Here is a 14,398-nt window from a genome sequence, read left to right as displayed (position 1 = left end):
AATAGCTTACAGATGTAACAGAATTAAAGTATGGAAATGGTGATAAGGATTATCTTAGCGCAATCCTCGACCTTGGAGACAGGAGCATTGTTTCGTTTGCTCTTGGATATTCCAATAACAATGCCCTAATATTTGAGACATTTGACCTTGCTATCAAGGCGCATCCTAATGCAAAACCCATATTCCATAGTGATGGCTATTTCTAATATACAACCAAAACTGGATAAAACAGTCATGACATAGAGTATGTTTAGAGTATCTCGATGTATAGATAATGGACAAATGGAAGGATTCTGGGGAATCTTCAAATCGGAGATGTACTATCTCCATAAATTTGAAACTTACGAAGAACTAAAAACAGCAATTGAGGATTACATAGATTATTACAATACAAAACGGTATCAGAAACGGCTACACTGTATGTCTCCGTTTGAGTACAGGACATATCTTTCTAGTGGTGCTGCATAAAAAAGTGCCAATCGAATGATTGACACTTTTGAATATCAAATTTTTAATTATTTCCACTGTCTACTTGACAGGGGTCAGTTCATTGAATAATATGGTGCTTTAAAAAATTATTCAATTTTATGATTGTGTCATCTAATATGAAGATTGAGTCACGATTTAAATTATAAAGTTACTTAATTGTTATCATAATACTTCAGATTCTACAAAATATAATTTTTTATTTAAAAAAATCAATTATTTTTTTCAAAACCCAACTTCCAAAAGGCCATATCAAGTATCTTCATTTGAGGATATCCTATCTGTCGAGATTTTGATATAATTTTTCTTATATTTTCAAGTTCAGTTTTGTTCTCTTCATAATACTTTGCCAAACCTATTATGGAAGTTTCGCCAAATAATTGTACTGTTATATTGTACTTTCCTATCCCATTTTTAAAGTATTGATCATATGCTGGAACACATCCTAAAGTGCCTAACAACACTTTCGTTACCAGTATATTTGAAATACTTGTATGAACTTCTTTAATATTACTTCGCTTTTGATTATAAATATTTTTAAGATTTTCTATTAACTTCATTAATATTTGAAGATTTTGTTGTTTCTGTAGTTCAATGCAGTCAATACCCCAAAGATTGTTATAACAAGGTTTGTACAATTCTTTGATTATATCTAAATGAACTCTATAATCCTTTTGAAGTAAGAAACTTGAACCTCTTAACATCCCCCATGAAGCAAGATAAAAGGCTAAATGTAAGGAAAGGTAGTCCATATCATTAACAGTTAATGCAGCCCTATTATAAGCTTCTTGAAAAGCTTTATAGCAATGCTCCCAAGACAGATAACGAGCATTTTCATCTGATTTTAAATCATTATAAAACTCATTGATTCCCGACAATACTATATTAATTGGGACAGTCGTTTTTTTTCTTTGAAAATCAATTTCTACCATTTTTATACCACCTTATAATTAAATATAACATATTTAAAAACCATCATGGCGTAAATATTTACTTAATTATACTGTTACATCCTTAATTTGGATGAAAAATATTAAATATATGTTTTTGTAAAAAGTTTATATTTAAATTAACTAGTACCTTAATGGAATTTTTGAATTATAAAGATTAATTTTATTAATATTAAAATTGTTTTTGTGCAAAAATGATTTTAGGCCTATAAGTGCAATATCAGAATTATTTCTAGGCCCTATACTTAAACTATCTAAAGGGAAATTTGATTCTTTAAATCTCAATTCTATATATGGTATAAATGAACCATTTAAAATTCTATGATTTTTAAATTCTTTACTAGAATTATTTTTTATAAATATAATCCTATATTCTTCTTCTTGTTTAAAGGCAGGTTCTTTAAAAAAAAGCAGTACATTATATAATTCCATTAATAAACTACCAGTAAACCTTTGTAGTTTTTTTAAATATTTTTCATCGTAATGTTTCATATAATAAGTATTAACATTAGTTAATATATACTTTATATATTCAATTTGCTTTTCTTTATCATATATAACCTCATTATATGACATGAAAAATTCATTTTTATCATTAAAATATTTATCTGTTTGTATCAAATCTTCTTTTAATGTAACTGTACGCATATATATTTCAGTATCCATAGATACGTTAAAACTTTTTTTGGCTCCTGATATTTCTCCATATTTTTCTACTTGTTGCAAAAAGTCTTTAACATTAATTCCTAAATTATACCCTTCAAAATTTGAATAATTAGACCATAATAAAAGAGAATCTTTTTCTTTAGCTAAAGAAAATACATAAATACCATTTAACTTACTATCAATCAAATAGTTTAAATTATCTATAATTAACATATAAAAATCATCTGATAATTTTTTCTCTTTTTTTAATTCTTCTGCAATTTTACAAATCAAATTATATCCATATTTAATCTCTGTTGAATCATTCAAAAATTTACTATTAGTTACCCATAAACTATTTGTTTCTAAAATATTTTTTAGCGCATATATAGAAGTATAATGATACAACTTATCAGGTAAAGTATTATTTCTAAACAAAGGTAATTCACTTAATACGTATTGTGAATCCAAAGCAATAAATTCCATGATATATTTCCTCCTTACATATGTATACTATGAGAAAATGTTGTAAGTTTAATACTATAATGTATCAAAACAATTTCTTATCATTTTTTTACGATTTGAGTTAATTATCAAAGAACATTATGCGCATTTTCAATTTGAATAGTTACGTCACAATATTCTTAATTATGAACTAACAATTTTATTATATAAATTTATTATGAGAAAGAGTATTGTTAACTTTATGATAAATGAAGCTTTTGGCAACTTTATATATTCAATACAGAAAGTCATAGCTCGTAGGCAGTCAGTAAACTAGTCCAAAGTCTCTAACTATACGCTATGGTGTAATACCTAAAAAAGATATGAAGATTTAACTTAAAAAGATTATAGTTAATAGGAGATAAAGGATAATTGTGGGAGTATTTCTTCTTTTGGATTATGACATAAAAACATCATATTATTCAGTGAATTTTACGGTGTTCTTATTAAAATTAGTTTTCATATACCTTTATTTATAGATATATTAGATTTAACTTCAGTTTTTTTATATGTTATTTCATTAATATGATATAAGTCTGTAGTTTTTCCAAACTCTACTTTATTTTCATCAAATATTATCACATTATTTCCAATATGTGATACAGAACTTGGATGTTTTATTCCATCACATTCTTTATTTTTAATATATTCAGCAATAAACTGAGTAGGAATGTACTCTAGACCTTCTTCTGTTTTATATGGTTGTATAAATTTAGTTTTTAGAAAATCTATAAATATATTGCCTTCAAGGCCAGCTTTTTTATAGTCTATAGAATCAACGCTAAATACTTTTAGACGTTTTTTAGGCTTAATATCAATAATACTAATATAAGAATTAATATATGGTTTTAATTCAGCAATACATGTTTCAACGCAATCACATGTATAAAGATATGATATTCCTTCAGGATTAATTCTACCTTGTTTTGTCTTATCATAAGGAGGGGACTTCATATCATTTGGATGAAATCCTATGATTCCATTACTCATATTGATGGCTACTTCATTTGTAGAATATTCTTTGCCATAGTTAAATAGTCTAGCTCTATGTAGAATATTTTTTCTATCTACATAATATTCGCAATTATTAACCATGTAATCAATAGCACTAAGTATTAAATTAAAACAAATGGTTGTCTGAATATTTTTAGACTGAAAATTTGTAAAAAATCTATTTGTATGCATTAACTCATTGCAAAAATCATTCCATACATCAACAAGTTCATTTTTTCTAGTACACTCAAATAATGAAGGTTTCATGAAATATCTCCTTTACATTTAGAATTTATATTAATAAATAAAAATAATACTAGGCTATTCAAATCTAATTAATTATTTTATGGAAATTATACCATATTTACCATGATACGTCCATATTATCAAAGGTACCAGTCTATATTTTCAACACTATATTATTTAGTGCTAACTCTAGGATAAATGAAGCTTTGGACAACCTTACTCACTGCTAGTTATCCAATCACAGGCAGTCAGTAAACTAGTCCAAAGCCCCTAATCCGCTAGGGCGTAATACCTAAAAACGAGGGGAAGGTTTAACAGAAACAGATTAGTATATATCTGTAGAAATAAATAAAATAACAATCCCCTCCTTTTTAGGTAAGGTACCAAATAGGTAGCCTTGTACAAGCTTATATCTGCTAATTTTAAGTATTCCTCTGCAGCAGCAGAAATAAGCTAGTTCAACGAAAATGATAAGAAGGGGGTTATACTATAGTAAGTTTATTTTATACCGCTGCACCTGTAAGAATTAATGCAATTAAATAGTATTTATTATAAGCCTAATAGTAATGGATAAAGTATTAAGTATATAGTTATATTACTGTTATATATACTTTGGGCACTTTAACCTGCACCCTAAAAAGGACAGGTCCCTCCCTAGCAGCTCTAAGATTTAAGAAGTCTTTCCCTTATTTCCAAGCCTTTTTAAGTTTAAGAGCTGCACGGTTTTAACTAGCCCTTTGTTAAGGTACCCGCAGTAGTGCGGGAAGAAGGTATAATTGCTATTGTATATAAATATGTTAAGGGTTATTTATAATTGTAAGAGACAGTTCGCTTGCCTACTTCGCTAAACAAGGGAAATTTAACGCAAGTACAAGCTTTAAAAGGACATGTACAGGCGTCAAATTTGTCCGATAGCTAACCGCCACTAAACTCACACACTTATGTGTAAGTAAGTGGCGCTAAGCTCCTGGATTCGTTCAACTAAAGTTCAATTGAGGAGTTCGTCACTTGAACTAAGTTTCACTTTATTGTTTAGCAAAACAGACAAGCGTTTTAGGTATTCCTCTGGGGTCTTTTGTTACGCCAGGGATTATTTTATTTCTTGTTAAAGAATATCCGCTCACCGCAAGGGTGGACATGCTTCTAGCATTTTGCTGCAAGTATAAGCATTATTAATGACATGTCCTTAAAGTCAAGGCCACAAGGCAGGTCCACCCTTGCTAGTGTATCAAGCCCTTGGACTAGCCACGGCTGGTCCACTTTGAACATGCCATTAAGGCAAGTACAAGTACGGATGAAAAAATTATTGAATTTTATAATATATGTTACTTATATGTATAATTGTGGTATGTTATAATTATAATGTAAAATTATGATGTAATAAATGTTTATTAATAGGGTAAATAATGTCTATAATTGGACAGGTTATGTTTATAATATGAAGTTTAAATTATTAATGTAGCAAAAAAGTCTATAAGCTTATATAGGGAATAGAATATAGGTATGATTCAAATTCCTTGAATAATCATAATGATTAAAGATAATATTTTAGTATATTATTTAAAAATTCAAATTTAATAAATGTAATAAAAAACTATCTAAATTTTAATTAAGCAAAGGAGGTAATTAAAATAAATAATATAGAGGTTTTAGAGAGCCAATTAAGACAAGTCTTCGCAAGTGTAGTATGGACACATAAAATTCAAGAAAAGCAAGCTGATATATATTTAAGAAAATACAAATTTTTAGAGTTTATTAGAATAACTTTATCAGCGATTACATCATCAGGAATATTTGCAGTAATTTTTGTAGATAACAAATGGTTAAAAATAATTACAGCTATAATCTCAGGAATTTCATTATTTATTACAACTTATTATAAAAGTTATGATTTGAAATCATTGCAAAAACAACATAAAAAATCTGCTGTTGAATTATTAGAACTCAGGGAAGACTTAGTATCTGTATTGTGTGATATTAAGGTTGATAAGTATAATGAAGATGAGTTGAGTGAAAAAAGAGATGAAATAATTAAAAGAAAAATTAAAATAGCAAAATGTACTTTAGATCCGGTTGAAAAGGCTGTTGAAGAAGCAAGTGATGATTTAAAAAAACGTCAAGATAATACTTACTCTGATGATGAAATAGATAGTTATTTACCTAAATTGCCAAGGAAAAGTAAATAGTGGAAAAGGAGAAGCCATGGGATTAAAGGATGATTTTCAAACATTTATCAATAATTTAGAAACTAATAATATAAGTGAAATGGAAACTACAGTAGCAGAAATAGCTAAAAAGTTAAACAATTATTATTATGGTTTAGAAGGTGACACTATATCACATATGTATATTGTAGGCTCGGTAGGAAGAGGAACATCAATAAAAGAGGTTAGTGACTTAGATATCATTTTTGATTTACCTAATGAAGTGTATAAAAGATTTAATTCTTATAAAAATAATGGACAAACAGCCTTACTTCAAGACGTGAAAGAAGTACTTAAAGTTAGATATCCTAAGACAGATATAAGTGGAGATGGTCAGGTTGTTGTGATTAATTTTAATGCCTATACAGTAGAATTAGTACCAGGATTTAAGCAATCTGATGACAGATTTAAATATCCAGATACACACGATGGGGGAAGTTGGAGATACACTGACCCATTACCCGAAATAGCTGAAAGCAAAAAGGCAGCAGAGGATACGGATAATAATTTCAAATATATAGCAAACATGTTAAGGAGCTGGAAGAATAAACAAGGTTTTAAATTTGGTGGATTATTAATAGATACATTAACTTATAATTTTCTTAATGAAAAAACTGAATATAAAAATATAGAATTTGATGATTATTTGGAAATGACTAAAGAACTATTTAGCTATCTTAAGGGTTTAAATAAAGAACAATCATATTGGTTTGCTTTAGGAAGTAATCAACATGTTGATAATTGTGAGAATGGTAAATTTATTACTAAAGCTGATAAAGCTTATAAAAAAATTAAAGACTTAACAGAAGAATCAACTAATGTTAATAAAAAACTTATAGAAGTATTTGGCGTACAATTTCCGAAAAAACAAATACAAACAAATGAAAGTAGAAATGCTTTTTCTTCATATTTTGAAAAGAGCTATAGGCATACTGAGGAGTTCATAGAAGATTTATTCCAAGAGGATATACGATATAGTTTAAAGATTGATTGCAAAGTTACTCAAAATGGATTTAGGCCAACATTTTTGAGTTTAATACTTAATAATAACAAGTATTTAGGTATAAAGAAGAAACTTGAATTTTTTATAGACAGAATAGATAAAAAATTAGCTAATGAGTCTTACGATATATATTGGAAAGTAAAAAATGAAGGTGAAATAGCTATAGAAAAAGATTGCATAAGGGGGCAGATTTTAAAGACAAATAATTCTACCCAAAAAGAAACAAGCGATTTTAAAGGGGAACATTACGTTGAATGTTACATTGTAAAAGATGGAATATGTGTAGCAAAAGACCATTTAGGGGTACCAATTTCAAATTGTGAATATAGCATGGGATAGAATGAATTGTTATAAAATGTAAAATTAAACTACTTGATAATGAACTGAATTTAGGATATTAGAAAATAGTTAGTCTTAATTGATAAGTGAGGAATATTGCTATTTATTATAGAATAAATAGATATTTTTGTTGTCTATAAATAAAACCACCTGCTATGCAGGTGTGTTCAGAAAAGCTTAAGCGTTGAAAAAAAATACCTCGCCTTGATAGAATAGATATGGTTTCGTCAGCCAATCTAAAATCAAAGGAGGTATTGCCCAAAATGGACAATAATAGTTTAGCACATACCAGGTGGAGATGTAAATATCATATAGTATTTGCACCTAAATATAGAAGAAAAGAAATATATGGAGAAAAGAAAAAAGAAATAGGAAAAATACTGAGAACGTTATGTGAATGGAAGGGAGTAGAAATAATAGAAGCCAATGCATGTAAAGATCATATACATATGCTAGTATCAATACCACCTAAAATGAGTGTGTCAGGATTTGTAGGTTTTTTAAAAGGAAAAAGTAGCCTAATGATATTTGAGAAATTTGCAAATTTAAAGTATAAGTATGGAAATAGACATTTTTGGTGTAGAGGCTTCTATGTGGATACAGTAGGAAAAAATAAGAATGCAATAGAAGAATATATAAAAAATCAGCAAAATGAAGACATGATCGCCGACCAAATAAGTATTAAAGAATATGTTGACCCTTTTAAGGGTGGCAGGTAACAGTTAAATTGCGGCTGGCGAGATTTTTATAGGTGCCTTAAGGCACAATGCTGGTAAAGTGCCCTTATAGGGCTTAAGAAAAACCACCAGCTAAGCTTAACATCATAAACTTAAGGAAACTTGATTTAATATTTTTATTTAACAGGTTTTCTTGTTTATATATATGTATTAAAATAAAATTAGGGGTGCTTGTATGTCTAATAGCTATGTTAGTAGATTTAAGAAAATGTTTAACTCTATTAATTCAGATACTATGAAAACATATGCTCATCTAGATAAGCAAAACAGTTTTACTAGAAAAAGAAAGATGCCACTTGCAGATATTATCTTATGTACACTTTCTAAAAAAGGCTTAACCACATCAATGGAACTTCATCAATATTTTACTCAAAAAGGAGAATATCATATGAGTATTTCAAAACAAGGATATTTACAGCAACGTAAAAAACTAAATTACGAAGTTTTTTCGTTTTTGAACAAAGAATATCTTCAGAATTTTTATTACTCCACTGAACCAATACTATGGAACAAGTATCTAGTATTTGCCATTGATGGAAGTAAAGCAGAAGTTCCAAACTCTGATGAAAACAGAGTGTTTTTTGGTGAATGCGGTAATAATCATAACAAGGGTGAAGTAAGAGCTTTAGTAAGTAGTATTTTTGATGTATTCAATCATTTCTTTTTAGACTTGCAAATAGATTCTATTAAAACTAGTGAAAGCGAACTGGCAAAGAAAAATATTTATGCCATAAGAAAGATAATACCGGACACCAACTTTATTGTTATATTTGACCGTGGATATCCATCAATAGAACTGATTCACTTTTTAGAGGAAAATGGAGTTCAATATTTATTTAGATTATCTAGTAATGATTATAAAAACGAACGAAAACTTATGATTACAGAAGATGAAACTGTGAGGCTTGTTCATACAAATCCCAGACTAACAAAAATAAAAAAGAATCATCCAGAAATTGTAGAAGAATTAAGAGCAAAGAAGTATACTTCCACAAGAATTATTTTATCAAAATTGCCCTCTGGAAGTGAACTTGCATTAATGACAAATCTACCAATTGAATTCAGAGGAAAAGAAATAGAGAATCTATATTTTAAGAGATGGGAAATTGAAAAAAAATATCATACTTTAAAAAATAAAATGAAGTTAGAAAGTGTTACAGGGAAGGCAACATTATATGTATATCAAGACTTTTGGTCACAAATAGTTGTTTATAATATGATACAGGATGTTTTACATTCGTCAAATAAAAATATAGAAAAAGAAATAAATAAGCATAAGTATCCTATTAGGGTCAATGAAAATATAGCCATAGGACTGTTTAAAGAAAAATTTATAAAACTGTTAATTGAACCAAATGATAAGCTTAGAGAGAAAAAACTTATCCAGTTACAGAGAGCAATAGAAAAATATATTGTTCCTATAAGAAATCTTAAAAGCCAAGACAGAAAACATAATTTTTCTAACAAATATCAGAACAACCAAAAAAATAGTCTCTAAAAGAGCAAAAAAATCTTCTTAAATTAAAATAGGATTTTTATGCTCTTTTTTGGTTTTCAAATAATTAGTTATGTTTTATTCAATAAAAACTATTGGTAGTAATACTTGAAATGTTCTTAAGTTTATGATGTTGAGCTAAGCTGGTGGATATTTATTACAGGCAATAATAAAAATCCTTGAGACATTATCTGTATTGAATATGTATAGTATCATGATTTATTAATCTAGCCTATATTATTTGATAAAGTAGAATAAATATTATTACCAGGTAACCAAAATGAGGTAGGCCTAATTCATCTTTTATATATAGAAAAATTAAATATTTATCTACAGTTTCAATAAACATTGAAATTTCTAGTAGAATTTATCGCATGGACAAGCTGGTATCCAAATTAATAGGGAACAGCTTGTGTAGACGGTGGTGGTAGTTGGAGTTTATAGAAGCTAGTCAATATTAATTTCAGATAGGAGCCTGTAAATAAGGAACTTTTTTAGATTAGAAAAAGAGGATAGGGAGTGTATTTTATTCTTAAGAGGAATACCAGGGCAAGCGACCGGGCTTAAAGTAAGCTAAAAGTGTGGCCACAGAGGAATGCATAAGGAATATGAAATGAAGAAATAGGATATATAGTAATAGCAGTAGTAGTAACATATACAAAATATGATAATAATTTTTAATAGCATTATTTAGTGTTAGCTATAACTGAAATATTAATAATGGTAGTTGGAACATATGGTGCTAGTACAAGCCTCGCTAGCTTTTAGGATTCAAGAAAGCTTGTAATGGCTTGTACTAGCACTTGGTATTTAGAAAACTTACGGTAATAGAAAAAGGTACAAAACCAGCAGGCGTTAAGGATATAAAATGCCTGTTGGGTTTGTACCTTTTTACAATGACAGGAAAGGAATACTTATGGGAGGTTTGGAGGGAGCCTCCATTTAGGATTATTCTAATCCAATTTAGCTAAACATCAAGTGATTCTTGTCTTCAGATGGAATTTGCTTTTAAGGAATACTTTTTCCAGCTGAAGATTAGAAGAACTTATCCAGGGACATAGCAGCCGTTATGCACAGTTAAATTGGTGAATCTATATAATTACAGTGTATTCTACTTATACAAAAAGAAAGTATTACGGATGATAGTCATCGGATAAGTTTCTAGAATTTAGACCAGCCTTAATGGCTTGTTTAAGTTTTTTGAAACGGCGTGTTTGGCGAAGTTGGATGGACCCTAGAGGAATACTAGGAAGGTTCTTTACGCCTACCAAAGAGTACGGCCACAGAAAAGTAAGGAACCTAATGCTCCTTAGGAAGGAGATACGAACAGAAGGAAAAGGCTGCTTTGGAAATAGTATGTCCTTCCTATGTTTTATATGTTCTGCAAGATATGATCAACAAATAATTATTTTGTCTAATCTAATGGAAAATAGTAATAATTAGTATTATAATTATAGTGCATTGCTATTTTTGGCAATAAAAAACATTAGATTGTAAATGTTTTCGATGATAAACTTACACACGAGGTGATCTAGGATGCAGCAACCTAAAATATTGGATAATAAACAATTTGGCAAAGTAGGAGAAGAACTTAAAAAAAGTATAAAAACTCATTCAAAATTATCAATAATATCAGCCTATTTTACAATTTTTTCCTACAAGGAATTGAGTAGAGAACTAAATAAGATTGACAAGCTAAGGTTTTTATTTACTGAACCAACATTTGTAAAGAAAGATAAAGAATTAGTTAGGGAATATTTTATTGACAGAACATCTGAAAATAAGATATCAGGTAATGAATTTGAAATTAAAATGAGAAATGAGATGAATCAAGCTAGTGTAGCAAAAGAATGTGCTGAATGGATTAAGAATAAGGTTGAATTGAAATCACTTAAAAAGCCAAATCCAGCACAACAAAGACTTATATATATAGAAAACAAAGATGACAATATATCGATAAATGGAACAGTTGATTTTACAACAGATGGCTTAGGTTTTTCGCCATCTAATAGAATGGACATGAATACATGTATGTATGGAAAAGAGTATACTAGTCAATTCCTTACAATGTTCAATAATATATGGGAAGATGATAGTTTAGTTGAAGATGTAAAAACAAAGGTTTTAGAGAAGATGCAACTTATATATAAAGAAAATACCCCTGAGTTTATATACTTTGTAACTTTATATAATATATTTAAAGACTATTTAGGTGAGATAACAGAAGAGAATATAGTTAAAACTAAAATAGGATTTAAAGAAACTGAGGTTTGGAATAAGTTATATAAGTTCCAAAAGGATGGAGTTATAGGAGCCATAGATAAGATTGAAAAACATAGTGGATGTATAATTGCTGATTCTGTAGGACTTGGAAAAACATTTTCAGCATTAGCAGTTATAAAATATTATGAGCTTAGAAATTATAGAGTACTAGTATTAGCACCTAAAAAATTAAGAGAAAACTGGACAATCTATACTTTAAATGATAAAAGAAATATCTTATTAAAGGATAGATTTAATTATGATGTATTAAATCATACTGATTTAAGTAGAGAATCAGGTTATTCAGGTGAGATTAACTTAGAGACTATAAATTGGAGTAATTATGATTTAGTAGTTATAGATGAATCACATAACTTTAGAAATAATAATGCTAGAAATGAAAAGGTGACAAGATATTCTAAGTTATTAAATGATGTTATTAAAAGTGGAGCTGAAACAAAAATATTGATGCTATCAGCTACACCAGTAAATAATAGGATGAATGATCTTAAGAATCAAATCAACTTTATTACAGAGGGAAGAGATAATGCATTTGAATCAGAGGGAATAACTAATGTTGAGTTAACCCTAAGAAAAGCACAGCTTGTATTTAATAAATGGACAGAGTTGGAAGAAAATGAAAGAACATTAGATACTTTTATGGAAATGATGAATATGGATTATTTTAAGCTGCTTGATACAGTAACAATAGCAAGGTCAAGAAAACACATTGAAAAGTATTATGATGTAGCTGAAATTGGAAAATTCCCCAAAAGATTAAAACCTATTAATATTAAATCAAATATTGATGAAATGAATGAGTTCCCTAGTTTAGAGCATATAAATAAAGTTATTAGAAATCTTAATCTAAGTACATATGCTCCATTAAAATATGTATTGCCAGAAAAAAGAGCTGAATATGATAGAAAATACGATACTTCTGTAAAAGGTGGACAATCTGTATTTAGACAGGTGGATAGAGAACAAAGTTTGATTAGCTTAATGAGGGTAAATATATTAAAAAGAATGGAGAGTTCAATTAACTCTTTTGGTATTACTATAGCTAAACTTTTAAAGCAAATAGATTATACTTTAGAAAAAATCCAAAGAAAACAAATGGATTTTGATATATCATTAAATATAGCTGATATTGAAATTGATGATGATAGATTAGAGGATTCATTAATAGGAAATAAAGTTAAAGTTCTTATTCAAGATATGGATTTAATTAAATGGAAACAGGATTTAGAAGATGATAAAAAGAAGTTAGAAGAACTTATTCTAGAGGCGGCCAAGGTAGTTAAAAATAGGGATGCTAAATTAAATAGTTTAAAAGAAATGATAATAAATAAGATTAATAATCCTTTAAATGAAGGAAATAAAAAGATGATTATATTCTCAGCTTTTGCAGATACAGCAAATTATCTTTATGAAAGTTTAGCTCCATGGATTAAAGATGAGTTTAAGTTGGATACAGCTTTAGTTACAGGTGCTGGTGATAATAAATGTACTCTTTTAGGAGTAAATAAAAAGGATTTAAATGCAGTACTCACAAATTTCTCACCTAAATCAAAGGAAAGAGAAAAGATTTTTCCAGATATGAAAGAAGAAATAGATGTATTAATAGCCACAGATTGTATATCAGAAGGACAGAATTTACAGGATTGTGATTACTTAATAAATTATGATATACACTGGAATCCAGTTAGAATAATACAGAGATTTGGTAGAATAGATAGATTAGGTTCAAGAAATGACGTTATACAACTAGTTAACTTTTGGCCTAATATGGAACTAGATGAATATATAAACCTTGAGGCTAGAGTTACAGGTAGGATGATGCTTTTAGATATTTCAGCCACAGGAGAAGAAAATATTATTGATAATAGTGGAAAAACTAAAATGAATGACTTAGAGTATAGAAAGAAACAATTAAAGCAGCTACAAGATGAGGTTGTAGATTTAGAGGATATTTCAGGGGGAATCTCTATTACAGACCTTACAATGAATGATTTTAAAATGGACTTAATGGAATATATGAAGGCTCATGAAGTAGAGTTAGAAAAAGCTCCATTAGGTATGTATGCAATTTCTACTATTAATGAGGAAGAATTAAAAGAGCAAATAAAACCAGGGGTTATATTTACATTAAAACAAGTGAATCATAATGCAAAGCCAGAGGAGAATAATTCTTTATATCCTTATTATATGGTTTATGTTTATGAGGATGGAACTGTTAGATATAATTACATTCATACAAAGAAGATACTTGATTTTTATAGAAAATTATGTTTAGGTAAAAAAGAAGTATTAACACAAATAGTTAAAGCTTTTAATAGTGAAACTAATGATGGAAGAGATATGAAGAAATATTCTAGTCTTTTAGAAGATGCTATTGATAATATAATTGGAAAGAAAGAAGAAAAAGGAGTTGCCTCTTTATTTAGTAAAGGTGGAACAACTATACAGAAGAGCTTATTTAAAGGTATTGAAGATTTTGAGTTAGTATCATTTTTAATTATTAAATAGGGGGG

General features: G+C 28.4%; 9 protein-coding genes. 6 read left to right on the top strand and 3 right to left on the bottom strand.

Features of this window, described 5'->3' with window-relative positions:
* Positions 1–246 precede the first annotated feature (246 nt).
* Entirely contained in the window at positions 247–468 is a 222-nt protein-coding gene (locus T514_RS27700; RefSeq protein WP_084284625.1) for an IS3 family transposase, read from the top strand.
* A gap of 230 nt (positions 469–698) precedes the next feature.
* Here T514_RS27700 and T514_RS0115455 read toward each other — a convergent pair whose 3' ends face one another.
* From T514_RS0115455 to T514_RS0115445, 3 genes are all read right to left on the bottom strand, one after another.
* Positions 699–1,418, bottom strand: a complete 720-nt coding sequence (locus T514_RS0115455; protein ID WP_051542071.1) for a hypothetical protein — start codon at positions 1,416–1,418, stop codon at positions 699–701.
* 141 nt (positions 1,419–1,559) lie between these two features.
* Complete coding sequence (locus tag T514_RS0115450) at positions 1,560–2,567, bottom strand: DUF2971 domain-containing protein (RefSeq protein WP_027625595.1); 1,008 nt, start codon at positions 2,565–2,567, stop codon at positions 1,560–1,562.
* Positions 2,568–3,044: 477 nt separating this feature from the next.
* Positions 3,045–3,845 carry an RES family NAD+ phosphorylase gene (locus tag T514_RS0115445; RefSeq protein WP_027625594.1) on the bottom strand — a complete coding sequence of 267 codons (801 nt, stop codon included), beginning with the start codon at positions 3,843–3,845 and terminating at the stop codon, positions 3,045–3,047.
* Between the two features lie 1,604 nt (positions 3,846–5,449).
* Here T514_RS0115445 and T514_RS26695 point away from each other — a divergent pair.
* From T514_RS26695 to T514_RS0115420, 5 genes are all read left to right on the top strand, one after another.
* A complete protein-coding gene (locus tag T514_RS26695) occupies positions 5,450–6,010 on the top strand; it encodes an SLATT domain-containing protein (RefSeq protein WP_156939961.1) in 561 nt (186 codons plus the stop codon).
* A 16-nt stretch (positions 6,011–6,026) separates the two neighbouring features.
* Entirely contained in the window at positions 6,027–7,370 is a 1,344-nt protein-coding gene (locus T514_RS0115435) for a nucleotide-binding domain-containing protein (RefSeq protein ID WP_027625592.1), read from the top strand.
* Between the two features lie 263 nt (positions 7,371–7,633).
* Complete coding sequence (gene tnpA / locus T514_RS0115430) at positions 7,634–8,089, top strand: IS200/IS605 family transposase (RefSeq protein WP_027625591.1); 456 nt, start codon at positions 7,634–7,636, stop codon at positions 8,087–8,089.
* Between the two features lie 193 nt (positions 8,090–8,282).
* Positions 8,283–9,605: an IS4 family transposase gene (locus T514_RS0115425; RefSeq protein ID WP_027625590.1), complete on the top strand. Its 1,323-nt coding sequence runs from the start codon at positions 8,283–8,285 to the stop codon at positions 9,603–9,605.
* Between the two features lie 1,533 nt (positions 9,606–11,138).
* A complete protein-coding gene (locus T514_RS0115420; RefSeq protein WP_027625589.1) occupies positions 11,139–14,393 on the top strand; it encodes a helicase-related protein in 3,255 nt (1,084 codons plus the stop codon).
* The last annotated feature ends 5 nt before the right edge of the window (positions 14,394–14,398 follow it).

It is taken from the genome of Clostridium lundense DSM 17049 (assembly GCF_000619945.1).
Classification (GTDB): Bacteria; Bacillota; Clostridia; order Clostridiales; family Clostridiaceae; genus Clostridium_AO; species Clostridium_AO lundense.
Note: the sequence above shows the minus strand (reverse complement) of the source record. Positions and strands in the feature narration are given on the sequence as shown.

Bases quoted from the DNA above. Each gene is read 5' to 3' on its own strand.
- T514_RS27700 (WP_084284625.1), top strand. From the start codon at position 247: ATGTTTAGAGTATCTCGATGTATAGATAATGGACAAATGGAAGGATTC.
- T514_RS0115455 (WP_051542071.1), bottom strand. From the start codon at position 1,418: ATGGTAGAAATTGATTTTCAAAGAAAAAAAACGACTGTCCCAATTAAT.
- T514_RS0115450 (WP_027625595.1), bottom strand. From the start codon at position 2,567: ATGGAATTTATTGCTTTGGATTCACAATACGTATTAAGTGAATTACCT.
- T514_RS0115445 (WP_027625594.1), bottom strand. From the start codon at position 3,845: ATGAAACCTTCATTATTTGAGTGTACTAGAAAAAATGAACTTGTTGAT.
- T514_RS0115435 (WP_027625592.1), top strand. From the start codon at position 6,027: ATGGGATTAAAGGATGATTTTCAAACATTTATCAATAATTTAGAAACT.
- tnpA (WP_027625591.1), top strand. From the start codon at position 7,634: ATGGACAATAATAGTTTAGCACATACCAGGTGGAGATGTAAATATCAT.
- T514_RS0115425 (WP_027625590.1), top strand. From the start codon at position 8,283: ATGTCTAATAGCTATGTTAGTAGATTTAAGAAAATGTTTAACTCTATT.
- T514_RS0115420 (WP_027625589.1), top strand. From the start codon at position 11,139: ATGCAGCAACCTAAAATATTGGATAATAAACAATTTGGCAAAGTAGGA.